Here is a 22,448-nt window from a genome sequence, read left to right as displayed (position 1 = left end):
TAGGAAAGGGATTTTATACTGAATTGTGAGTGCCGGTGGAACAGTGGAATGTAAATGTAATGTAAAGAATTGTAAATTTACTTTATTCCCTTAAAAAAAACACTATAATTCACGCGTCTTTAGATTAATCGGGAATAATGTATGGTTATTGGGTTATCTAAAGAACTTTTAGAACCATATTTAACCATTATCGGTTTAACTATTTTAGGATAAAACAAATGAATCGAATTTATAAAACTATCTGGAATGTAGCAACGCAATCATGGACTGTGGCAGGAGAATTAGCTTCTGCAAAAGGCAAAAGTGCATCAAAAACAGTTTCAACATTAGCCGCACTTTCTGTGGCATCCGTATTAGGTGTATCAAGTGCAATGGCGGCAGATAATGAATTACCAAAATTAACATCTGTCGAAGAGACTCCTGCTACTAATATCGTTACTAAAGATGGAAGAACGATTATTATAATTAATAACGATAGTAAAAATAGTGTTACGACTGAAACAAATCGTGGGGATGGTAAGCCTAAACATATTATTGTAGTTGGTTCACAAAACAAGCAAGTTTATGATGGACAAATCTTAATTGGTTATGAAATCAATAGCCCAGCTGAAGTTTATGGTAAAAACGGGAAATCAGCAGGTAAGGCTGGGGATGTTGCTATCGGTCATCACATTACCTTAGGTGGTTCTGATGGTACAACTGCTGGTGATACAGCTAAAAATGTTCAAGATTCATTTAGTACTGCGGTAGGTTATGGTTCTCAAGCTGTAGGCCCTGTTGTAGCAATGGGGGTTGGTGCTCGTTCAGATATGCGAGCATACCAAGGTTGGGATTCAGTTAAAGAAGGTATTGTTGCAGTCGGACCTTTCGCTTTGGCCGCAGATAATAAAAATGGCACTACTGCTATAGGTGCACTTTCGGCTGCAAACTATGATAATTCTGTTGCTATAGGCGCACTTTCTGGTGCAGCAGCGGATTGGGAAGATCGCGGTATTGGTGAACAATTTAATCCTGGAATTAATCAAGCTGGTAAAGATAAAGCTAAATATCAAATTTTAGAAAGCTATGGTCCAAGTAATGTCCGTCAAGGTCTCACTTCGGTTGGTTATAAAGCTGGTGCACGTGGTGGTGCTTCAACAGCTTTAGGTTTTGAAGCGGTAACTGGTGTTGCAAATACGAAGTTTGGTGAAAACTCAACGGCTGTCGGTGTACGTGCACACGCTGTAAAAGATAACTCCCTTGCGATAGGTGATAATGCGCTTGCGGGTGGTTTAACTAAGGCTGAAATAGAGCAACTGCAAAAGAAAGATGGGGAAATTGCTCGTTTACAAGCATTGTGGGACCGAGCTAACGGCATATTAGGTGAGGCTCAAAAGCGTCTAAAAGATGATGGCTCTGCTGAAAATAAATTCAAAGTGGCTTCTGCGACAGCTACATTGGAAAGAATCAATCTAGCAATCGAACGAGCGAAGAAAGATGCAACTCGTCTTTCCAATAAAGATAGTAATACTCAATTTTCTATAGCGATTGGTTCTAGCGCTCATGCTAACAACTATCAAACAACGGCAATTGGTCGCTTCGCAAAAGCTTACGGAGCAGGTTCAAATGCTGTTGGTTATGAGGCTAGAGCTGAAGGTGATCGCTCAAATGCTATAGGTTATAAAACAATTGTTGGTAAAACATTCGGTAACACACGTACAGACAGCACTGCTATCGGTACAAATAATATTGTAGATACCAAAGAAGTGATGGTTTTAGGTAACAATGTTGAAATTGATAATAACGGTAAAACACGTAACGGAGCAGTAGTATTAGGTCATAATAGTACAGGTAAAGAACATACTGTTAAAGCTGTAAATTCAGCAACAGTTGGTAAAACTACTTACGCAGGGTTTAAGGGTAATTTAGGTGGTGAAGATACAGATGGTAAACCTGCTGATGCCGCTGGAGATAAACAAGGTCGCTTTGTTTCTATTGGTAAAAAAGGTGAGGAACGTCAAATCAAACACGTTGCAGCAGGTGAGATTTCAGCAAATTCAACCGATGCAATTAATGGTTCACAGCTTTATGGTATGACATCTGCACTTGACACTCGTGTGACTAAAAATGAGGACGATATTAAAAATCTTGATGGTCGTGTAACTAAAAATGAAGGTGATATTGCAAATATTAATACTAAGTTAGGTGATATCAATACAAACGTCACGGCTCTTGGCAACCGTGCATGGACTATCTCTGATGGTACAAATGAAAATCCAATTAAAGATGATAAAGTCACATTTAAAGGTGAAAATGGTGTAACAGTAAGCTTAGATAAAGGTAGCAATACTGTAACTATTAAAGGTGGTTTAACTGATGCCGATAAGCAAAACATTGCAAATGATATCAGTAACAATATTGAGAATGTATTGAATAATAAAGATGTTGGTTTTGCAATTAAACAAAATGGCAAAAACACCTTAGATGCTAACGGCAATCCATTAACTACAACTGAAAAAGTTACACCGAAAGATACCGTTAACTTTAAAAATGGTAACGGTACAACGGTGAAAGCGGTAACGAAAAAAGGTGCAACACCAACAGCATCTGATGAAACCTCAATTTCTGTTGATGTAGATGGCATTAAATTCACGGATAAAAATGGTAACAATGTTGTTCGTGATGATAATGGCAATTACGTAAAAGCGGATGCTAACGGCAACCCAACAGGCGAAAAAGTGGATAACAAAGATGTTATCATGAACATTAATAACCCTGCTGGTGGAAATACTGTAATCAATAACCTTCAAGTAAATGGTGGTAAAGTTGAAGCAGGATCGAAAGATGCAGTGAACGGTGATCAATTACATAAAGTTGATCAGAAAGTAAACAAAAATACTCAAGCAATCAATCATATTAACAATCGTTTAGGTGATATTGATGGTAAAATGGGTAGATTGAACAACAAAATTGATGGTGTGGATAAACGCGCAAGCCGTGGTATCGCGACTGCAGGTGCAATGGGTATGTTACCACAGCCACATATTTCAGGTCGTTCAATGGTTTCTGCGGCAACGACAAGCTATCGTGGTCAGCAATCTTTAGCGGTGGGTTATTCACGCTTATCTGATAATGGTAAACACATTATCAAATTCAGCGGTGCATCTAACCTTTCTGGTAAGAAAGATGCGATGGTTGGTGCAGCATACGGATACCAATGGTAATCTAATAACAATAATAAATCTCTAAAGTAAGTGAAGCGCCTGGCAAATGCTGGGCGCTTTTTTATCCGCAATATGTTAAAGAAATGATGGTTCATGATAAAATTCAGGAATAAGGCTTAAATAAAACTTGGAGTAATATAAATGAGCAAAATTTTAGCCGTGAAAGCCGCCAAAGCGAGCGTGCTCACATTATCTGATGGTAAACAAATTACAACGGCTATTCGTAAACATTCGGTATCGCACATTCGGGTTGAACGTTTGGGCCCTGTCGGGGATGAAGTGGCGAACATTAAACATCATGGTGGGGTTGATAAAGCTATTTTTTTCAATGGGCAAAAAAGTTTAGAAAAACTGACCGCACTTTTGGCTTTGTCGTATGATTATTTACAAGATTCCCGTTTTGGTGAAAATTTTGTGGTGTCTGATTTGGATGAAAATAATGTTTGTATTGGTGATCAGTTTCGTATTGGCGAAGCGTTAATTGAAGTTTGCCAACCTCGCAAGCCGTGTAATACGTTATCTCAAAATACGAATGTACCAGAAACACGAAAAGTGGTGGTGGAAACGGGGTTGGTGGGATGGTATGCGCGTGTATTAGAGGCAGGTGAAATTCATCAAGATGATGAACTGGTCTTGGTTAAACGTCCTTATCCAGCATTAACTGTGATGGCTGTGCATGAACTACTTTCAAAACCAGCCAATACTTTAAATAAAGCCTTTTTAGAACAAACCTTACAGTGCAATGTGTTAGCAGAGAGTTATAAAACCACTTTGCGTAAGCAAGCAGATAAACTGGCTCAAAATTCTTCACAAAGTGCCTTTTTTAATACATCTGAATTTTAATAAGGGTAGAAAGTCAGGCAAAGTTTAAATTTATGCTATAATTTTTTCATCATTCAATTTTCAATAAAGGATAAATCATGAAAAAATGGTTGTTAGTGGTCGCGGCTGCATTGGTTGTTTCGGCTTGTGCGAATAAAGATGTATATTTTAATGGGGCGGAAGGTTCGCATTCTGGGATCAAATTTGATAAAAATACACGTCATTGGGGAATGAACCCATAAAGTGCGGTAGGTTTTAGCCCTATTTTCATCTATAAAAAATAAGCGCTGGTTTCCCCGCGCTTATTTTTATTTGCATTTATTATTTATATTGAACCGCAATATCGCTTTCGCTGACGCTATCGCCATAAACTGGCAATAATGTTTTTTCATAGGCTTGTTTTAATACGCCTTCTTTAGAAAGTTTTACAATTTCAGTATTTAACCAATTGAGTAAATCTGGCGCATCTTTGCGTACTGCAGGGGCAATAACATCTTGATCGCCAAAACTTTTTACGCCTACTGTGTAGCCTGGGTTTTGTTTTGCCCAAGCAAATAAGAAGGTGTTGTCATTAGAAAGTGCATCACCACGTCCGTCACGTAATGCTTCAAAGGTTTCGGTATTTTGTTCAAATTTAAGTAATTTGATGTTGGGATAATTTTTGGTAAAGAAAATATCAGCGGTAGTCCCTTTATCCACAATCAGGGTTTTATCTTTTAATTGTTCAAGGTTTGTGATGACCTCACCATTTTTAGACACCACGCCAAGTGCAACTTTCATATAAGGGTTCGCAAAATCAACCACTTCTTTACGTGCTGCGGTGACAGTAAAATTTGCTAGAATAATATCTACTTTCTTGGAAAGTAAATATTCAGCGCGGTTTGCCGCATCTACAAGCACAAATTCCACTTTATTTTCATCGCCTAATAGATCCTTCGTAATCGCTTTACCGATTTCCACATCAAAACCTTGGCTTTTTCCTTGGGCATCTACATAGCCAAATGGCGGTTTATCACTGAATACGCCAATGCGTACTTTGCCTGCTTGTTTGATTTGTTCAATTGCAGAAGCTTGTTTCGTTTCTTTGACCTGTTCTTTATCGTTACAGGCCGATAATCCTAAAGCAAGTGCTGCCGTGGCAAAAAGTGCGGTTAATTTTTTAAATGTTTTCTTCATAGTTTGTCCCTCTTGGTTCATAGTTTAAGATGTTTAAGAATGTTTTCGCCCGATCCGTGGTCGGATTCGTGAAGAAATCTTCAGGCTTGGCTTGTTCGATAATTTGACCTTTATCCATAAATACAATGCGATGTGCGACTTGACGTGCAAAATTCATTTCATGTGTCACAATCAACATTGTCATGCCATCTTTGGCTAGACCTAAAATAACATCGAGTACTTCGCGTACCATTTCTGGATCCAATGCAGCGGTCACTTCATCAAATAGAATAATTTCAGGATTCATACATAGGGTGCGCACAATAGCTATGCGTTGCTTTTGCCCACCTGAAAGCTCGCGTGGGTAGGCATTTTTACGCTCATATAATCCCACTCGTTTGAGTAATTCATCTGCTTGTTTTTCTGCTTCAGCACGATCGCGTTTTTGTACTTTTAATGGTCCAAGTAGAATGTTGTCGATCACCGATAAATGTGCAAATAATTCATAACTTTGAAATACCATACCAATACGTTGGCGCGCTTTTACCCAACTGATGTCTTTGCCAAGTATGCCTGCATTTTGCAGTAATAATTGACCGCTCTTTATTGGTTCTAAGCCATTTAGTGTACGTAGAAAAGTGCTTTTCCCACAGCCAGATGGCCCTAAAATTACGACAACTTCCCCTTTTTCGACAGAAAGACTTATTCCTTTTAATGCTTCTACATCGCCATAATTTTTAACAAGATTTTTGATTTCTAGTAATGCCATTTTGGTTCCTTAATTTTCCCAACGCGCTTCTAAATAACGAGAAAATAATGAAAGTGGATAACAAATTACAAAATATAAACAGAAAATTACACCGTATATCCAAAGGGCAGCGGATTGATTAGTGAAAAGAGAATGTTCAATAATTTGTTGGCCAACTTTGATAACTTCAACCACACCAATTAACATGGCAAGTGAACTGGTTTTTATCATACGTGTGAATAAGTTAATCATACTTGGTGTCACTCGTTTTAGGCTTTGAGGAAGTAAAATATAAATGAAGGTTTGCAAGGGCGTTAAGCCTAGGGAGTAAGCCGATTCAATTTGGTGCTTTTCAATGGAGGTGAGCGCACCACGCACGAGATCCCCCATTTCTGCAGTTCCCCAAAAAATAAAGACAAGAATACAGACGGTGACACTATCTAAATGGATATCAAACCATTTTGCTAATCCAAAATAGGCAAGAAACAACAACACTAATAATGGAATAAGGCGTACAAATTCAAGATAAAAGCCTGTAATTGCTTTGATAATATTATTTTTGCTTGTCATAAGTACGCCTAAAATAATCCCGAAGAAGCAAGCAAAAAATACTGAAATAAATGCAATCTCAGCGGTAATCCAAAGCCCATGGAGTAAGCGGTTTAATTGGTTACCTTGGAATAATAATTCAAGCCCCATATTTTGCTCTCCGAGTACGTTTTTCTAAATAGCGAATCAAAATTGACATCGGTAATAAAATAATTAGATAAAATACAACCAATAAAAATAAGGACTCATTTGTTTTGTAATCCATACCAATGATTTCTTTTGCAATAAACATTAATTCTGCGACAGCAACTGCGCTGATAACGGATGTTTCTTTCATTAAAAATAAACAGTTTGCTCCAATAGCTGGTATAGAAATGGCAAAGGCTTGAGGTAAAATCACATAGCGGAAAGCTTGAAAAGGTGTTAAACCGATGCTGAGTGCAGATTCTATTTGCCCTTTTGAGACTGCTTCTAATCCCCCGCGAATGGCCTCAGCCATATAGCTCCCACCTAAAAAAGCTAATCCAATTACACCACAAGTGAATCCATCTAATTTAATGCCAACTTTAGATAAGCCGAAATAAAGGAAAAACACTTGAATTAAAAGTGGGGTATTACGAGAAAGCTCAATGTAGCTTTTTACTAGCCAACTTAATGATTTCACTTGGTAAGTACTTATCACTGCACAAATAGTACCGATAATCAGCGAAAGTAAGATTCCCCAAAAGGAGAGAGCAAGTGTCATTAATGTTGCATCTACAAATCGCGGAAAAACGTTAATGATATAATCCCAGTTCATTTTCTTTTTATGAAAGCATTGTTTGTAAAAAGATAATAAAAGAGATTTTTTATGTTGAGAAAGAATTGAAATGAATGATTTATAGCGAAATAGAATAAGACGAGATAAAGAAAATGCGGTGAAAAGTCACCGCACTTATTTATTATTCTACTTTCACAATCCAGCCTTCAGGCGCTTCGACATCACCGAATTGGATGCCTGTGAGCTCTTCATAAAGGCGACGTGTTATTGGGCCAACTTCAGTTTCAGAATAGAACACATGGAATTTACCTTTATGTTGGATTCCGCCAACAGGTGAAATGACCGCTGCAGTGCCACAGGCACCCGCTTCAGCAAATTGATCTAGCTGATCGATATAAACATCGCCTTCAATTGCTTCCATACCTAAACGCTCTTTTGCGATATGTAAAAGAGAGTATTTGGTGATACTTGGTAAAATAGATTCTGATTTTGGTGTGATGAATTTATTATCTTTTGTGATTCCAAAGAAGTTTGCCGCACCGACTTCTTCAATTTTAGTGTGAGTTTTGGGATCTAAATAAATGGCATCAGCGAATTTACGTTCTGGCGTACCTTGTTCTGCTGCTAATACGTGTGGAAGAAGGCTTGCAGCGTAGTTACCACCCACTTTTACGCCACCGGTTCCCATTGGTGCAGCGCGATCGTATTCGGTGGTAATAAAGTTAGATGGAGTTAAACCACCTTTGAAATAGGCTCCCACTGGGCAGCAGAATACAGAGAAAATAAATTCTGGCGCAGCTTTTACACCAATATTTTCACCCACACCAATTAAAAATGGGCGTAAGTATAGAGTTGCACCAGAACCGTAAGGTCCGACCCATTCTTCGTTTGCTTTCACTACTTCTTTACATGCACGGATAAATAATTCTGTTGGCACTTGTGGCATGAGTAAACGATCAGAAGTATGCTGCATGCGTTTTGCATTTTCTTGTGGACGGAATAAGTTGATTGAACCGTCTTTGCAACGATAAGCTTTTAAGCCTTCAAAGCATTGTTGACCATAGTGCAGTGCGGTAGAACCTTCGTGAATATGTAAGGTATTGTCTGTGGTGAGTTTGCCTTCATCCCATTTGCCATCTTTCCAGTGGGCGATGAAACGGTAATCTGTTTTGATATAACTAAAACCAAGGTTATTCCAGTCTAAGTCTTTCATTTTGCTTCCTTAATTTATTTTTATGAATGAAATAGGGGTTAATCTACATCATTATTATGGGAATTTGAATCTTAAATTTTCAAAATTGATTAATTTTTAGAAAATTAACGAATAATTGTGAAATTTGTGAAGTCGATCAGAAAATCAAGATGTAACTGTGATAGAATCAGGAAGAAAAAAACGCCACTCAAGAAGAGTAGCGTTTAACCAATAAGGTTTAAATATACAGGAAGTAAATGAGTAACTTGATTTTGTTACTCAAGTTCGGTTACCCGAACTATATGCAAACACAACATCATACTTAAGTCCGAAACTCATTAACTAGTAAGGAATTACCAATCATTAAGTATGGCTGTATTGTAAGGAAAAAGGGTAGAAAAGGACAAATGACGTTTTTTTATCTGAAGTATTAGAAAAACTAATCCGAATTAAATCTTGTCTATTATAGACAAAAATTTTATGAATGGAAATACTTATGTATAAACGTTTGCCACCGTTGAATTCGCTAAAAGCTTTTGAGTCAGCTGCTCGCTATTTAAGTTTTACTAAAGCGGCAGATGAGCTTTGTGTGACACAAGCGGCAGTTAGTCATCAAATTAAATTATTAGAAGAGTTCTTAGGAATTGAATTATTTAAGCGAAAGAATCGTTCTTTAGAATTAACAGAGCTTGGAAAAGCTTATTTTGTTGATATTAATAAAATTCTGCGCCGCTTAAATGAAGCAACAGAGCGATTGTTAACGTTAAAAACGGATCCGCATTTAAATATTAGCGTGCCACAAACTTTTGGTATCCAATGGCTCGTGCCACATTTAAGTGAATTTAATCAGCTTTATCCGCAAATTGAGGTGCGTTTAACCGGCGTGGATCAAGATGAAGGCTTGTTAAATAAAGAAATTGATCTTGCTATTTATTATGGTTTGGGAAATTGGCAGAATCTTCAAGTAGATCGTCTTTGCGAAGAAAATTTATTGATTTTAGCCGCACCTGAATTGTTAGCCGAAAATCCAATTATTCAGCCTGAAGATTTAAAAAAACACACATTAATTCATATTCATACGCGCGATAATTGGCAAGTGATGGCAAATCATTTACAGTTAGACGATTTAAATATTCAGCAAGGGCCGTTATTTAGCCATACATTCATGGCGTTACAGGCTGCGATTCATGGGCAAGGCATTGTCTTAGCTAATCGCTTATTAGCCTTGCAAGAAATTGAAAATGGCTCTTTAAAAGTGGTATTGCCAACCAATTTGTCTGATCCAAAATCATTTTATGTGGTCAATCATCTTGATCGCCTAGATGATCAAAAAATTCAAGCATTCCGTCAGTGGATTATTAACTCAATTAAACAAGAAGAAAATGAATAAACTCGCATTATATTGTCGTCCAGGTTTTGAGAAAGAAGTCGCCGCAGAGATCACCGATCAAGCAAGTAATTTAGGTATATTTGGTTTTGCACGAGTACAAGATAATTCGGGCTATGTCATTTTTGAATGTTATCAACCTGATGAGGCAGATCGCCTTGCTCGAGATATTCCTTTTAATCGTTTGATTTTTGCTCGTCAGATGATGGTTATTTCCGACTTATTGGAAGATTTAGATCCCGCTGATCGTATTAGTCCCATCGTCGCGGCGTTTGAAGAATTATCACAACAAATTAATTTTGCTCAATCTAGCGAGCTTTTTGTCGAAACTGCAGATACAAATGAAGCGAAGGAGCTTTCCACTTTTTGTCGTAAATTTACCGTGCCTTTACGTCAGGCATTGAAAAAACAAGGTTGGTTTTCGGCAAAGGCGAGTCAAAAGAGCGGTCAATTTTTACATTGTTTTTTTGTGAAACCGAATTGCTGTTATGTGGGATATTCTTATGTAGATAATCATTCTCCTCATTTTATGGGAATCCCTCGTTTAAAATTTCCGGCAGATGCGCCGAGTCGATCTACGTTAAAACTGGAAGAAGCTATTTTGACTTTTATTCCGCGTAAAGAAGAGAATAAACGTTTAAATGAAAATATGATTGGCGTTGATTTAGGGGCTTGCCCTGGCGGTTGGACGTATCAATTAGTCAAACGCGGTTTATTTGTTTATGCAGTTGATCACGGAAAAATGGCAGCGAGTTTGCATGATACGGGGCGCATTGAACATTGTGCGGAAGATGGTTTTAAATTTCAGCCCCCAAAAAGGAAAAAAGTGGATTGGTTAGTCTGTGATATGGTGGAACAACCAAGTCGTATTTCTTTATTGATTGGCAAATGGTTGTTGAATGGTTGGTGCCGAGAAACGATCTTCAATTTAAAATTACCCATGAAAAAACGTTATCAAGAAGTGATATTATGCTTAGAAAATTTGGCTGTGATGTTGGCTGAGCAGAATTTAAATTTTGATATTCAAGCAAAACATTTATATCACGATCGTGAAGAAATCACGGTACATATAGCATTAAAACCTTGAGTGAATTGTTTTCATAACCAAAAAGGACGTCGCGAATGAATTTACACGAATACCAAGCAAAACAACTATTTGAGCATTATAGATTACCTGTAAAAAATGGGGCAGTCTGTCAATCTGTTGATGAAGTAGATTTGGTACTGGCTCAACTTTCTGGCGATAAGTGGGCGGCGAAATGCCAAGTTCATGCTGGTGGGCGTGGTAAAGCGGGTGGCGTAAAATTGGTACATGATATAGAGGAAGCAAGAGCTTTTGCAGAAAAATGGCTGGGACAACGTTTAGTCACTTTTCAAACGGATAAATCGGGTCAGCCAGTAAACCAGATTTATTTTGAAGAAACTTGCGATATTGATAAAGAATTTTACTTAAGTGCGGTCGTTGATCGCGCTTCTCAAAAAGTGGTGTTTATTGCTTCTCCTGCTGGTGGAATGAATATTGAAGAAATCGCGCAAAATTCACCGCACTTACTTCACAAAGTCACCATTGATCCTTTATTTGGAGGATTGCCTTATCAAGGGCGTGAATTAGCGTTTAAATTAGGATTAAGTGGTGCGCAAAACAAACAGTTTACCGATATTTTTATGGGATTATCTCGGTTGTTTCTAGAAAAAGATTTATCTTTAGTGGAAGTCAATCCGCTTGTTCTAACTAAACAAGGCAATTTGGTTTGTCTCGATGCCAAAATATCAGTTGATGATAACGCTTTATTTCGTCATAAAGATTTATTGGCACTGCAAGATTTAACTCAAGATGATGCTCGTGAAGCAGAAGCTGAAAAATTCCAGTTAAACTATGTGGCTTTAGAGGGCGACATTGGTTGTATGGTAAACGGGGCAGGGCTTGCAATGGGAACTATGGATATTGTGAAACTCTATGGTGGGAAGCCTGCGAATTTTCTTGATGTCGGTGGTGGTGCAACGAAAGAGCGGGTTGCTGAAGCATTCAAAATCATTTTAACCGATCCTTCTGTGAAGGTGATTTTAGTGAATATTTTTGGTGGCATTGTTCGTTGTGATTTGATTGCTGAAGGCGTGATTGCTGCAGTAAATGAAGTGGGCGTGAGAGTGCCTGTGGTTGTGCGATTAGAAGGAACGAATGCTGAAATCGGTCGCCAAATTTTAGCGGAAAGCGACGTTAATATTCTTACCGCACAGAGTTTACAACAAGCCGCAGAATTAGCCGTGAATGCAGCAAAAGGAGAACACTAATGGCGATTTTAATTGATAAAAATACCAAAGTGATTTGCCAAGGTTTTACTGGTGGACAAGGGACTTTTCATTCTGAACAAGCATTAGCCTATGGAACGCAATTAGTCGGTGGCGTATCACCAAATAAAGGTGGAAGCACTCATCTTGGTTTGCCTGTATTTAATACGGTTCGTGAAGCTGTCGAAAATACGGGGGCAAGAGCGACAGTCATTTATGTACCAGCACCATTTTGTAAAGATGCCATAATTGAAGCCATTGATGCAGGGATTAAGTTAATTGTCTGCATTACTGAGGGCATTCCTACATTGGATATGCTTAAGGTAAAACAAAAATTAAATGAAACTGGCGTTGTAATGATTGGGCCAAATTGCCCAGGTGTGATTACGCCTGATGAGTGTAAAATCGGCATCATGCCAGGACACATACATAAAAAAGGCAAAGTGGGGATTGTTTCTCGTTCTGGTACTTTAACGTATGAAGCGGTAAAACAAACTACAGATGAAGGCTTTGGTCAATCTACTTGTGTGGGTATCGGTGGCGATCCCATTCCAGGTTCTAGTTTTATTGATATTCTCGAAAGATTTCAACAAGATCCCGAAACAGAAGCTATTGTGATGATTGGTGAGATCGGCGGTTCCGCAGAGGAAGAAGCGGCAACCTTCATTAAGGATAACGTCACCAAACCCGTGGTTACCTATATTGCGGGTATCACTGCACCAAAAGGTAAACGGATGGGACATGCGGGGGCGATTATTAGTGGCGGAAAAGGTACTGCCGAAGAAAAAATTGCAGCTCTTGAGGCCGCAGGTGTGACTTGTGTAAAAAGCCTAGCTGAAATTGGTGCAGCCTTGAGAAAGGTATTAAAATAATTTCAGAAAATTAACCACACTTTAGTTTGATAAGGCGTAGATTGACTCTCTACGCCTTTATTTTTATATGCTCGCCATTATAAAGTGAGCGCAAAACTGCTATAATCAGCGTACACTTTTTAAGGAAGAAACAGATGAGCCAATTTTTTTATATCCACCCTGAAAATCCACAAGCGCGCTTGATTAATCAAGCCGTAGAGATTTTACAAAAAGGCGGTGTGATTGTGTATCCGACGGATTCGGGATATGCCTTAGGCTGTATGATGGGCGATAAACATGCAATGGATCGCATTGTAGCAATTCGTAAATTGCCAGAAGGACATAATTTTACGTTGGTGTGTAGTGATTTATCGGAGCTTTCAACTTATGCAACGGTAAGTAATACTGCGTATCGTTTGATTAAAAATAATACGCCAGGGCGTTATACTTTTATTCTTACAGCAACGAAAGAATTACCGCGTCGTTTAATGACATCAAAACGTAAAACCATTGGTTTACGCGTACCAGATAATAAAATCGCTTTAGATTTACTTTCAGCCTTAGGTGAGCCGATTTTATCTTGTTCGTTAATGTTGCCAGGTGAAGAACATACCACTCAATCTGATCCTGAGGAAATTCGAGATCGTTTAGAGCACCAAGTCGATTTAATTATTCATGGTGGATATTTAGGGCAAGAGCCTACAACAGTGGTGGATTTAACGGAAGAATCTCCAGTGATTTTGCGCGAAGGAAGTGGAAGTACCGCTCCTTTTATTTAACTTATAGACGCTTGTGAAAGCGACCTTTCCATTATTTAAGGAAAACAATGAAACCTAGTCAAAAACAAACTCAAAGACAACCGCACTTTTCCAAAGATTCAGCAAAGAAAAGTGATTTTTCAACTAAAAATGATAGACGTTCAGTGTCTCGTACTGCTCGCGTAGAAACAGCAAATACGAAAAAAAGTGCGGTTAATGCTGACAACAAATTTTTATCTAAGCCAAAAGCAAAACCTGTTGTAAAAGCCTCTAATCAACCTAAAGCAGAGGGCGAAAAATTACAGAAAGTTTTAGCGCGTGCTGGACAAGGATCTCGTCGTGAAATTGAAACGATGATTGCCGCCGGCCGAGTGAGTGTAGAGGGTAAAATTGCGACTTTAGGTGATCGTATTGACGTACATTCTGGCATGAAAGTGCGTATTGATGGCCAAATCATTAATCTTAGCCACGCACAAAAAGAAATTTGCCGCGTGTTAATGTATTACAAACCTGAAGGTGAACTTTGTACTCGTAGTGACCCAGAAGGGCGCGCGACCGTGTTTGACCGTTTGCCACGTTTAACCGGCTCTCGTTGGATTGCTGTGGGGCGTTTAGATATTAATACATCGGGTTTGTTGCTTTTCACTACTGATGGTGAGCTGGCTAATCGCCTAATGCACCCAAGCCGTGAAGTGGAACGTGAATATTCGGTTCGTGTATTTGGTCAAGTGGATGATGCAATGTTGGCACGTTTACGCAAAGGCGTTCAGCTTGAAGATGGACCTGCCAACTTTAAAGAAATTAAATTTACAGGTGGTGTGGGTATTAACCAATGGTATGACGTAACCTTGATGGAAGGACGTAACCGTGAGGTTCGCCGTTTGTGGGAATCCCAAGGGATCCAAGTCAGCCGTCTGATTCGTATTCGTTACGGCAATATCAAACTGATGAAAGGTTTGCCTCGTGGTGGCTGGGAAGAAATGGATCTTGAAAACGTCAATTACTTGCGTGAACTTGTGGGATTACCGGCTGAAACCGAAACGAAATTAGATGTTACACAACCACGTCGTCGTCCAAAATCTGGACAAATTCGTAAAGCGGTAAAACGTTATTCTGAACTGAGCAAACGTTATAAAAAATAAGGACTTTTTTTATGAAAATGCAGCAACTGCGCTATATTGTTGAGATTGTAAATCAACATTTGAGTGTCACAGAAGCCGCGAATGCGCTTTATACCTCTCAGCCCGGTATAAGTAAGCAAGTGCGTCTGTTAGAGGATGAACTTGGACTTGAGATTTTTGAGCGAAATGGCAAACATATTAAGGCTGTAACACCTGCTGGTAAGAAAATTGTTGCGATTGCGCGTGAATTATTAGTGAAAGCCCAGGGTATTCGTGCGGTAGCTGATGAATATACGCAACCTAATCATGGGGTACTACGTATTGCGACAACGAATACGCAGGCTCGTTATATGCTACCTGCAGTTGTTGAACGTTTTTCTAAACAATATCCAGATGTGAGTTTACATATTCATCAAGGTTCACCAACACAAATTCACGATGCGTTAATGTCCGGTGAGGTGGATCTGGCGATTACAACTGAAGCGCCACATTTGTATGATGATTTAATTCAATTACCTTGTTATTGGTGGAACCGTTCCGTCATTGTAAAACCAGATCACCCTTTAGTTAATGCAGAAAAACTAACGATTGAAGCACTAGGAAAATATCCTCTTGTTACTTACACCTTTGGTTTTACAGGCGTATCCGATCTAGATTATGCTTTTAATAGCGCAGGAATATTGCCTAATATTGTATTTACAGCTACTGATGCGGATGTCATTAAGACTTATGTGCGCTTAGGATTAGGTGTGGGCATTATGGCATCAATGGCACATACTGAGCTTGATAAAGATCTTGTTGCAATTGATGCGAGTCATTTATTCCGTGCCAGTATGACAAATATTGCTTTTAAACATAGTACGTTTTTACGTAATTATATGTATGATTTTATGGAATATTTTTCTCCGCACTTAACACGCCCTGTTGTTGAAAAGGCGGAACATTTGCGTGATAACAATGCCGTGAAGCGATTATTTGAAGGCATTGAATTAGAAGTGAAATAATTTTATTTATATGGTGTAAAGTGCGGTTGAAATTTAATAAGAATTTCAACCGCACTTTTTTATACTAAAAATAGAACTGGAACAAGGTTCATCACACCAACTGTCGCGATGGAAAGCAATAATCTTGATGCGCCAAAAATAAAACCACGATTAGTTCCATTATCAAATTTTACTAATAAGTTTGCCATCGCTGTGAGGGCATATACTTCAATGACGGTAAAAATGACAAGATAGGCATAGGCGGAAAATACGGAAAGATAACGTAAGGTGATAAACCAAGGCACGATAATTCCAATAGCCAACAGAGGGGCAACCCATGCGGCTTGTTTGATCGTTAAATTAATTTTTTGGGAAAAATAGCTTTGTAATAGCACGGTGAGTAAGCCGTTACCAAATAATGCTATCGGCGAATGTTCAGGCATGCCAAGTTTATTGTTAAATAAAAATGGGAAAATGACAAAGAAAGAGCTCGCAATGGCAAGAGGTAAAAAGAGCATTAAATGCACCATAAGAAATTCTTTTGTAATAATTTCTTTAATTTGAGTAAAACGAAATTTCACCAACGTTTGTAAGGTTTGAATTTGATAGAAAGGCTTCACCATTAAGGCGAATAATACGGCTTCCATTGAAAAACAAACCCAGATGAGCAAGTCGATATGTTCGTATTTAATAAAGGGGATAACTAAAAGCGGCGCAAACATGGATGACATGGAGGTCACTTTTAGATATTTCCCTTGCAAGCGCGTTTTTTCTTTGTATTCATCCCCAGCCAGCACAAGCAAACACGCTTTGGCATTGGTTCCAAATAAGCAACTGCCTAAACCAAAACAAGTGGTCGCAATAAGAAGTAATAAATAATTATCTGCTGCGAGAAAGAAAATATAAGCGATTACATCTAAAAAACAGCCGAGCAACATCATTTTGGCTAAACCATAACGATCGCCCCAAATACCAGCAAGAATGGAAAGGGCTTGGTTTGAGAAAAAGAGCAGTGATAAGGAAAAGGCAATTTCGCTGTTGTTCAATCCTTTACTTTGTAGATAAATCAGAAATACCGTTTGCACAGAAAAAAAGGCAAGGGTGGAAAAGAAACGCCGAGTAAGTAAAAGTTTTTGTAAATTCATAGAGTCAAATGATAAAAAAGAAAAGCACGCATTGAATAACGCGCGCCATGAGTTTTATAAGTGCGGTTAAAATTGATATTAAAATTTTACCGCACTTGAAAGATTAAAACAGATCGTGATATTTCACTAAATCCTTACGCTGAATAGCAAATACGCCTAGTCCTCCATTTTTAAGCTCTACCCATTCAAAGGGCACATCTGGATATTGCTCAATTAAGCTTACCATGCTATTGCCCACTTCACACACCAACACGCCATTTTCGGTTAAGTAATCTGGCGCTTGTTTCAAAATTTGTTTGGTAATGTTTAATCCATCATAGCCAGAACCTAAGGCTAACTCTGGTTCAAAATGGAATTCTTCTGGCATATCGGCGAGATCTTCTTCGTCCACATAAGGTGGATTGGTCACGATAAGATCGTATTTTTGTCCTAAAATATTTTCAAATAAGTTTGATTGAATCGGGAATACGCGATGCTCTAATTGATGACGTGAAATATTGATCTCCGCGACATTAAGTGCATCAACTGATAAATCTACCGCATCTACTTCCGCATTCGGGAAAGCATAAGCACAAGCAATGGCAATACAACCGCTACCTGTGCATAGATCGAGAATATGATTCGGCTCTTGTGAAATTAAATCTTCAAAGCGATCTTGAATTAACGCACTAATTGGAGAACGTGGAATAATGGTTCGTTCATCTACATAAAATTCGTGACCGCAGAACCAAGCGCTATTTGTTAAATATGCCACTGGTACACGTTGTTCGATTCGGGTTAATACAAGTTGAACTAGGGTTTCTTTTTCAGATGGGGTTAATCGACTGTTAAATAATTCGGTAGGTAAATCAATGGGTAAATGTAAGCCACTTAAAACGAGTTGCAGGCTTTCATCCCAAGGATTATCGTGCCCTTGCCCGAAGTAAATATCAGATCGATTGAGAATGCTATACGTCCAACGCAGAAAATCTTGGATGGTTTGCAGTTCGTTTGCAACATTATCTTCCAAGATAGTTGCAACTAATTCTTGGTTATGTGAGGTTTCCATCGCATTTCTCCATAAAAGTGAGTAGAAAAGTTAGCATAAAATTCGGTATGAAAATTTGGCGTAGTTATACCACAGATGAGAATGTAGAACTATGATATGATACGCAAAATTTGAAATTAATGAGAAAAAATGCAAGACGAATTTGATTTATTCCGAGCGGAAACCAAAGGCATTAAGCCAATTAAACAAGATACTTTTGTTGCCCCCCGCCAAAAACGTGATCAGAAAAAAATAGAATTGAAAGAATTACGAGCGAAAGAAGATACATTGTTCTATTTTTCTGATGAATATGAACCGTTACTGAATGAGCATGATGGTGTTGTGAAATATTTACGTGATGGGGAAGATTCCCATTTATTAAAACAACTTCGTCGTGGAGATTTTTCACCAGAATTGTTTTTAGATTTACACGGTTTAACCCGTGAACAAGCTAAGCAAGAATTAGCCGCACTTTTACTAGCTTGTGAAAATGAGCATGTTGATTGTGCCAGTATCATGACGGGCTATGGCACCTTTACATTGAAAAAACAAATTCCACGTTGGCTAGTACAACATCCCAAAGTGCGGGCATTACATCAAGCGCCAAGAGAATGGGGCGGTGAGGCGGCAATTTTGATTTTAGTGGATGTGTAAAATATTAAGAAAATTGACCGCACTTTTATCATATCCCCTAGTTTTTGCAAATAGGGGATATTTTAATTAGCTAATGTAAGTTATAGCACAGCCAAAGCCGCATCATAATTCGGCTCATTTTTAATTTCAGAGACTAATTCGCTGTGTATGACATTATTATTTTCATCAAGAATAATGACTGCACGCGCAGTTAATCCTGCAATTGGACCTGTAGTGATATTAACGCCTAACGTATCATGTACGGATTTATGGCGGAAGGTTGATAATGTTTGTACATTTTCAATTCCTTCGGCACCGCAAAAGCGTGCTTGTGCAAAAGGGAGATCCGCTGAAATACAGAGTACGACAGTATTTTCTAATGTGGCTGCTCTTTGATTAAATACTCGTACAGACGTTGCACATACACCAGTATCAATACTTGGGAAAATATTAAGGACTTTACGTTTACCAGAAAAATCCCCTAAGCTTACATCAGCTAGATCCTTATTTGTAAAGTGTACATTTTCTACTTTTTCGCCTTTTTGTGGGAAATGGCCTTTTACTTCAATGGGATTACCCATCATTGTTACTTTTGTCATAAAAGCTCCTATTTTATGAGAGGGAGATGTAGCACCTTAGAAAGTGCGGTGAAAAATCGATCATTTTCTTCTGGTAAACCAATACTTATACGAAGATGATTTGGCATTCCATAGCCTGCTATTGGACGAACAATCACACCTTCATGCAATAAGGCATCATAAATTGGTGCGGCAGGTTGTTTAAAATTAATCGTAATAAAATTTCCTTTTGAAGGAATATATTCTAAGTTGTGCTTTTGGCAGAATGTTTCATAGCGAATCATTTCTGAGCGGTTATTTTCCGCCACTTTTTCAACAAAATGATCATCATTCATCACGGCAACTGCTGCCGTTAATGCTAATGCATTACAGTTAAAAGGTTGACGAACACGATTTAATAAATCGGCAATTTCGGGATTAGATACTGCGTAACCGATACGTAATCCTGCCAATCCGTAAGCTTTAGAAAGAGAGCGAGAAACAATAAGATTAGGGTATTTTTTTAAAAGACTAAAAGAATCTATGCGTTCTTCTTTTTGGGTAAATTCTGTGTAAGCCTCATCTAACACAACAATGACAGTTTCAGGAACCTGCTCTAAAAAAGCATCGATTTCTTGCTCAGTTAAAAAGTTACCTGTGGGATTGTTTGGATTCGCAATATAAATAAGCTTCGTTTTATCAGAAAGAGCGGCTAAAAATCCGTTTAAATCATGTCCCCAATTTTTAGCGGGAATTTCTTTTGCTACTGCATTAATTGCTTTAGTGACTAGTGGATAGACAATAAAGGCATATTGTGAATAAATGACTTCATCATGTTCACTAGCAAAAGTATGGGCAAAGAGTTCCAATAAATCATTTGATCCGTTTCCAAGCGTAATTTGGTTAGGTTGAACACCAAATTTTTGAGCAATAGTTTGTTTGAGTTCAAAACCATTGGCATCGGGATAACGTGTGAGTTGATTTAGTTGTGCATTTATAGCGCGTTTAGCACTTTCGGGAAAGCCAAATGGATTTTCATTTGAGGCGAGTTTAATAATATTTGAAATGCCGAGCTCACGTTCGAGTTCTTCTATTGGCTTTCCTGCTTGGTAAGGTGAAAGGGATTTCACCCCTTGATTGGCGATGTTAATGTACTGCATTGTTTTTATACGTTTTTTTATTCATATTGTAGATATTATAGAAATAGGCGTTAAGACTGTTCTGATTAGCTATTTTCTACTTCAAATTTTTTCATAAATTTAATCAGCGCTTCTACCCCTTCTAATGGCATGGCGTTGTAAATAGATGCACGCATCCCTCCAAGGACTTTGTGTCCTTTTAATGCTTGTAAGCCTGCTGCCGTTGATTCAGCTACAAATTTCGCATCGAGCTCAGCATTACCAGTGATAAAAGTCACATTCATAGTTGAGCGATTTTCCTTTGCAACAACATTTTTATATAGTTTGCTTGAATCAATGTAATTATAAAGCGTTTGTGCTTTTAATGTGTTGCGTTTAGCAATAATGTCTAAGCCACCTATTGATTGAATATGTTTAAATACTAGAGAACATAAATACCATGCAAAGGTTGGTGGCGTATTTATCATTGAATCGGCATCACGCTGCACCGCATAGTTCCAAATAGAGGGGGTGTCTTTGCGGGCATGACCGATTAAATCGTCACGAATAATGACTAATGTAATCCCTGCTGGGCCAAGATTTTTTTGTGCACCGGCATAAATCACCCCAAATTTGCTGATATCTATTTGGCGAGAGAGGATATTTGATGACATATCTGCAACTAATACGGCATCTCCCACGTTAGGAATATCAAAAATTTCAACTCCGCTAATAGTTTCATTCGGACAATAGTGAACATAGTCATATTTTTCCGCAATATCACTAAAATCGAGTTGAGTAATACGCGTTTTGTCTCCGTTTTCTACAATTGTAATTTCATCAATTTCTCCGAAATTACGTGCTTCTTTTGCTGCTGTGGCAGACCAATGTCCACTATTTAAATAAAGTGCTTTCCCTTTTTTCCCAATTAAATTCATTGGGATTGCGGCAAATTGACCACGAGCACCACCTTGTAAGAAAAGGACACGGTAGTTATCAGGTATATGATAAATATTACGCAAATCTTTTTCAGCTTGAGTGATAAGCTCCATAAAGTATTTGCCACGATGACTGACTTCCATGACAGATACCCCTTGATCAAGCCAATTTGTAAGCTCACTTTGTGCTTTATGAAGAACTTCTGGGAAAATCATTGCAGGACCTGCACTAAAATTAAAGACTTGTGACATTGTGTTTCCTTATTTTTATGAATGATATTGGTCTCTTTTTATCACTACAAAAGCGGATAATCAACGCTTTTTAAATAAATCCATCAATTTTGGTGAATGTTGTTAAAAGTTATTGGTAAGGTTTTGACGAATAGATGAAAAAAAGCTAAATTAGTGAAGTTCACTTTGTCTATTTAAAAGAGAGTAATTATGGAAAATGTAAATAAGCAATCTTTCCAGGATGTGTTGGAGTATGTCCGAATGTATCGTTTAAAGAATAAGATTAAACGTGATATGGAAGACAACAACCGTAAAATTCGTGATAACCAAAAACGAGTATTATTGTTAGATAATTTGAATCAATATATTCGTGATGATATGAGCATTGAAGAAGTGCGCGGAATTATTGAAAGTATGCGAGATGATTATGAAGGACGAGTGGATGATTACACTATTCGTAATGCAGAGCTTTCAAAGCAGCGTCGAGAAACAAGTGCTAAGATGAAAGAACAGAAAAAAGCACATGCTGAATTGATGAAATCAGGTGGAATGGCTTAAATGATAAACCGATTCTGAATAAGAATCGGTTTATTTTTTTATTAAGCTTTTTTCAAAAACTCAGATTTAAGCATAATTTTGCCACAATCTACGTTGTGATCGCCATTAACTAGGCGAATATTTTTGAATTTTGTTCCTTTTTTCAATACTTCTGATGAGCCTTTTAATTTTAGATCTTTAATGAGTAGCACATCATCACCATCGGTAAGTAAATTACCATTACTATCTTTGACGATGAGTTGATCATCATCAGTTTCAATTTGTTCATTACTATTCCATTCATTACCACAATCAGGGCATACAAAATTAACCGTGTCGTGATAAACGTATTCACTTTGGCATTTTGGACAAGCAGGCATTTGATCCATTGGGTTTTCCTTCTTGGTTAGCATATAATAGGCGCGCGAGTATAGCAAAAAATGT

The 22,448-nt window shown here is 38.0% G+C and carries 23 protein-coding genes; 12 read left to right on the top strand and 11 right to left on the bottom strand.

The features are described from left to right. The first annotated feature begins 218 nt into the window (after positions 1–218). The 3 genes from KP713_RS03995 to KP713_RS03985 all read left to right on the top strand — a co-directional run bounded on the left by KP713_RS03995 (position 219) and on the right by KP713_RS03985 (position 4,267). Entirely contained in the window at positions 219–3,203 is a 2,985-nt protein-coding gene (locus KP713_RS03995) for an ESPR-type extended signal peptide-containing protein (RefSeq protein ID WP_215769929.1), read from the top strand. Between the two features lie 141 nt (positions 3,204–3,344). After that, the gene (locus tag KP713_RS03990; protein ID WP_215769928.1) at positions 3,345–4,046 is read left to right on the top strand and encodes an MOSC domain-containing protein; all 702 of its coding nucleotides are present in this window, start codon (positions 3,345–3,347) and stop codon (positions 4,044–4,046) included. A 77-nt stretch (positions 4,047–4,123) separates the two neighbouring features. Further along, positions 4,124–4,267, top strand: coding sequence for a hypothetical protein (locus tag KP713_RS03985; protein ID WP_048953769.1), 144 nt, complete (start codon positions 4,124–4,126; stop codon positions 4,265–4,267). Between the two features lie 79 nt (positions 4,268–4,346). Here the strand turns inward: KP713_RS03985 and KP713_RS03980 are convergent, their stop codons facing one another. From KP713_RS03980 to KP713_RS03960, 5 genes are all read right to left on the bottom strand, one after another. Further along, positions 4,347–5,201, bottom strand: a complete 855-nt coding sequence (locus KP713_RS03980) for a cysteine ABC transporter substrate-binding protein (protein WP_215769927.1) — start codon at positions 5,199–5,201, stop codon at positions 4,347–4,349. Further along, positions 5,185–5,949, bottom strand: a complete 765-nt coding sequence (locus KP713_RS03975; protein WP_046939250.1) for an amino acid ABC transporter ATP-binding protein — start codon at positions 5,947–5,949, stop codon at positions 5,185–5,187. Before KP713_RS03975 ends, KP713_RS03980 begins: the two co-directional genes overlap by 17 nt. A 9-nt stretch (positions 5,950–5,958) precedes the next feature. Further along, on the bottom strand, positions 5,959–6,627 hold the full coding sequence (locus tag KP713_RS03970) for an amino acid ABC transporter permease (protein ID WP_215769926.1): 669 nt from the start codon (positions 6,625–6,627) through the stop codon (positions 5,959–5,961). Continuing rightward, the gene (locus tag KP713_RS03965) at positions 6,617–7,276 is read right to left on the bottom strand and encodes an amino acid ABC transporter permease (RefSeq protein WP_048953763.1); all 660 of its coding nucleotides are present in this window, start codon (positions 7,274–7,276) and stop codon (positions 6,617–6,619) included. The genes KP713_RS03970 and KP713_RS03965 overlap by 11 nt, the downstream gene beginning before the upstream one ends. Positions 7,277–7,418: 142 nt before the next feature. After that, on the bottom strand, positions 7,419–8,450 hold the full coding sequence (locus KP713_RS03960; RefSeq protein ID WP_005638711.1) for a branched-chain amino acid aminotransferase: 1,032 nt from the start codon (positions 8,448–8,450) through the stop codon (positions 7,419–7,421). A 475-nt stretch (positions 8,451–8,925) separates the two neighbouring features. Between KP713_RS03960 and KP713_RS03955 the strand changes: the two genes are divergently transcribed. The 7 genes from KP713_RS03955 to cysB all read left to right on the top strand — a co-directional run bounded on the left by KP713_RS03955 (position 8,926) and on the right by cysB (position 15,839). After that, positions 8,926–9,819, top strand: a complete 894-nt coding sequence (locus KP713_RS03955) for a transcriptional regulator GcvA (RefSeq protein ID WP_215769925.1) — start codon at positions 8,926–8,928, stop codon at positions 9,817–9,819. Further along, the gene (rlmM, locus tag KP713_RS03950) at positions 9,812–10,903 is read left to right on the top strand and encodes a 23S rRNA (cytidine(2498)-2'-O)-methyltransferase RlmM (RefSeq protein WP_215769924.1); all 1,092 of its coding nucleotides are present in this window, start codon (positions 9,812–9,814) and stop codon (positions 10,901–10,903) included. Before KP713_RS03955 ends, rlmM begins: the two co-directional genes overlap by 8 nt. Before the next feature lie 35 nt (positions 10,904–10,938). After that, entirely contained in the window at positions 10,939–12,108 is a 1,170-nt protein-coding gene (gene sucC, locus KP713_RS03945) for an ADP-forming succinate--CoA ligase subunit beta (RefSeq protein ID WP_215769923.1), read from the top strand. Then, complete coding sequence (gene sucD / locus KP713_RS03940) at positions 12,108–12,977, top strand: succinate--CoA ligase subunit alpha (RefSeq protein WP_215769922.1); 870 nt, start codon at positions 12,108–12,110, stop codon at positions 12,975–12,977. Before sucC ends, sucD begins: the two co-directional genes overlap by 1 nt. Positions 12,978–13,111: 134 nt before the next feature. Further along, on the top strand, positions 13,112–13,735 hold the full coding sequence (locus KP713_RS03935; RefSeq protein WP_005638700.1) for an L-threonylcarbamoyladenylate synthase: 624 nt from the start codon (positions 13,112–13,114) through the stop codon (positions 13,733–13,735). A gap of 47 nt (positions 13,736–13,782) precedes the next feature. Continuing rightward, positions 13,783–14,856, top strand: coding sequence for a 23S rRNA pseudouridine(2605) synthase RluB (rluB, locus tag KP713_RS03930; RefSeq protein ID WP_215769921.1), 1,074 nt, complete (start codon positions 13,783–13,785; stop codon positions 14,854–14,856). 11 nt (positions 14,857–14,867) lie between these two features. After that, complete coding sequence (cysB, locus tag KP713_RS03925) at positions 14,868–15,839, top strand: HTH-type transcriptional regulator CysB (RefSeq protein ID WP_065265248.1); 972 nt, start codon at positions 14,868–14,870, stop codon at positions 15,837–15,839. 59 nt (positions 15,840–15,898) lie between these two features. Here cysB and KP713_RS03920 read toward each other — a convergent pair whose 3' ends face one another. After that, positions 15,899–16,963, bottom strand: coding sequence for an MFS transporter (locus KP713_RS03920; protein ID WP_215769920.1), 1,065 nt, complete (start codon positions 16,961–16,963; stop codon positions 15,899–15,901). 103 nt (positions 16,964–17,066) lie between these two features. Continuing rightward, the gene (gene prmB, locus KP713_RS03915) at positions 17,067–18,011 is read right to left on the bottom strand and encodes a 50S ribosomal protein L3 N(5)-glutamine methyltransferase (protein WP_106014124.1); all 945 of its coding nucleotides are present in this window, start codon (positions 18,009–18,011) and stop codon (positions 17,067–17,069) included. 129 nt (positions 18,012–18,140) lie between these two features. Here prmB and smrB point away from each other — a divergent pair, with 129 nt between their 5' ends. Then, positions 18,141–18,644 (top strand): endonuclease SmrB, encoded by a 504-nt coding sequence (gene smrB / locus KP713_RS03910; RefSeq protein WP_140449754.1) that lies wholly within the window; start codon positions 18,141–18,143, stop codon positions 18,642–18,644. An 80-nt stretch (positions 18,645–18,724) separates the two neighbouring features. Here the strand turns inward: smrB and tpx are convergent, their stop codons facing one another. The 3 genes from tpx to serC form a co-directional block, all read right to left on the bottom strand. After that, entirely contained in the window at positions 18,725–19,222 is a 498-nt protein-coding gene (gene tpx, locus KP713_RS03905) for a thiol peroxidase (protein ID WP_048953743.1), read from the bottom strand. 8 nt (positions 19,223–19,230) lie between these two features. Continuing rightward, complete coding sequence (gene hisC / locus KP713_RS03900) at positions 19,231–20,340, bottom strand: histidinol-phosphate transaminase (RefSeq protein ID WP_215769919.1); 1,110 nt, start codon at positions 20,338–20,340, stop codon at positions 19,231–19,233. Between the two features lie 65 nt (positions 20,341–20,405). Beyond that, positions 20,406–21,488, bottom strand: a complete 1,083-nt coding sequence (serC, locus tag KP713_RS03895; RefSeq protein WP_215769918.1) for a 3-phosphoserine/phosphohydroxythreonine transaminase — start codon at positions 21,486–21,488, stop codon at positions 20,406–20,408. A 189-nt stretch (positions 21,489–21,677) separates the two neighbouring features. On the opposite strand from serC, the gene KP713_RS03890 reads away from it, so the two are divergent. Beyond that, complete coding sequence (locus KP713_RS03890; protein WP_048953738.1) at positions 21,678–22,025, top strand: DUF496 family protein; 348 nt, start codon at positions 21,678–21,680, stop codon at positions 22,023–22,025. Between the two features lie 41 nt (positions 22,026–22,066). Here the strand turns inward: KP713_RS03890 and KP713_RS03885 are convergent, their stop codons facing one another. Next, complete coding sequence (locus tag KP713_RS03885; protein ID WP_106014129.1) at positions 22,067–22,393, bottom strand: zinc ribbon domain-containing protein YjdM; 327 nt, start codon at positions 22,391–22,393, stop codon at positions 22,067–22,069. Between the last annotated feature and the right edge of the window lie 55 nt (positions 22,394–22,448).

This window comes from Haemophilus sp. SZY H36 (assembly GCF_018829625.1).
GTDB classification, from domain to species: Bacteria; Pseudomonadota; Gammaproteobacteria; order Enterobacterales; family Pasteurellaceae; genus Haemophilus; species Haemophilus haemolyticus_K.
Note: the sequence above shows the minus strand (reverse complement) of the source record. Positions and strands in the feature narration are given on the sequence as shown.

Excerpts from the sequence above, each read along its gene's own strand:
- KP713_RS03995 (WP_215769929.1), top strand. The coding sequence starts at position 219 with ATGAATCGAATTTATAAAACTATCTGGAATGTAGCAACGCAATCATGG.
- KP713_RS03990 (WP_215769928.1), top strand. The coding sequence starts at position 3,345 with ATGAGCAAAATTTTAGCCGTGAAAGCCGCCAAAGCGAGCGTGCTCACA.
- KP713_RS03985 (WP_048953769.1), top strand. The coding sequence starts at position 4,124 with ATGAAAAAATGGTTGTTAGTGGTCGCGGCTGCATTGGTTGTTTCGGCT.
- KP713_RS03980 (WP_215769927.1), bottom strand. The coding sequence starts at position 5,201 with ATGAAGAAAACATTTAAAAAATTAACCGCACTTTTTGCCACGGCAGCA.
- KP713_RS03975 (WP_046939250.1), bottom strand. The coding sequence starts at position 5,949 with ATGGCATTACTAGAAATCAAAAATCTTGTTAAAAATTATGGCGATGTA.
- KP713_RS03970 (WP_215769926.1), bottom strand. The coding sequence starts at position 6,627 with ATGGGGCTTGAATTATTATTCCAAGGTAACCAATTAAACCGCTTACTC.
- KP713_RS03965 (WP_048953763.1), bottom strand. The coding sequence starts at position 7,276 with ATGAACTGGGATTATATCATTAACGTTTTTCCGCGATTTGTAGATGCA.
- KP713_RS03960 (WP_005638711.1), bottom strand. The coding sequence starts at position 8,450 with ATGAAAGACTTAGACTGGAATAACCTTGGTTTTAGTTATATCAAAACA.
- KP713_RS03955 (WP_215769925.1), top strand. The coding sequence starts at position 8,926 with ATGTATAAACGTTTGCCACCGTTGAATTCGCTAAAAGCTTTTGAGTCA.
- rlmM (WP_215769924.1), top strand. The coding sequence starts at position 9,812 with ATGAATAAACTCGCATTATATTGTCGTCCAGGTTTTGAGAAAGAAGTC.
- sucC (WP_215769923.1), top strand. The coding sequence starts at position 10,939 with ATGAATTTACACGAATACCAAGCAAAACAACTATTTGAGCATTATAGA.
- sucD (WP_215769922.1), top strand. The coding sequence starts at position 12,108 with ATGGCGATTTTAATTGATAAAAATACCAAAGTGATTTGCCAAGGTTTT.
- KP713_RS03935 (WP_005638700.1), top strand. The coding sequence starts at position 13,112 with ATGAGCCAATTTTTTTATATCCACCCTGAAAATCCACAAGCGCGCTTG.
- rluB (WP_215769921.1), top strand. The coding sequence starts at position 13,783 with ATGAAACCTAGTCAAAAACAAACTCAAAGACAACCGCACTTTTCCAAA.
- cysB (WP_065265248.1), top strand. The coding sequence starts at position 14,868 with ATGAAAATGCAGCAACTGCGCTATATTGTTGAGATTGTAAATCAACAT.
- KP713_RS03920 (WP_215769920.1), bottom strand. The coding sequence starts at position 16,963 with ATGAATTTACAAAAACTTTTACTTACTCGGCGTTTCTTTTCCACCCTT.
- prmB (WP_106014124.1), bottom strand. The coding sequence starts at position 18,011 with ATGGAAACCTCACATAACCAAGAATTAGTTGCAACTATCTTGGAAGAT.
- smrB (WP_140449754.1), top strand. The coding sequence starts at position 18,141 with ATGCAAGACGAATTTGATTTATTCCGAGCGGAAACCAAAGGCATTAAG.
- tpx (WP_048953743.1), bottom strand. The coding sequence starts at position 19,222 with ATGACAAAAGTAACAATGATGGGTAATCCCATTGAAGTAAAAGGCCAT.
- hisC (WP_215769919.1), bottom strand. The coding sequence starts at position 20,340 with ATGCAGTACATTAACATCGCCAATCAAGGGGTGAAATCCCTTTCACCT.
- serC (WP_215769918.1), bottom strand. The coding sequence starts at position 21,488 with ATGTCACAAGTCTTTAATTTTAGTGCAGGTCCTGCAATGATTTTCCCA.
- KP713_RS03890 (WP_048953738.1), top strand. The coding sequence starts at position 21,678 with ATGGAAAATGTAAATAAGCAATCTTTCCAGGATGTGTTGGAGTATGTC.
- KP713_RS03885 (WP_106014129.1), bottom strand. The coding sequence starts at position 22,393 with ATGGATCAAATGCCTGCTTGTCCAAAATGCCAAAGTGAATACGTTTAT.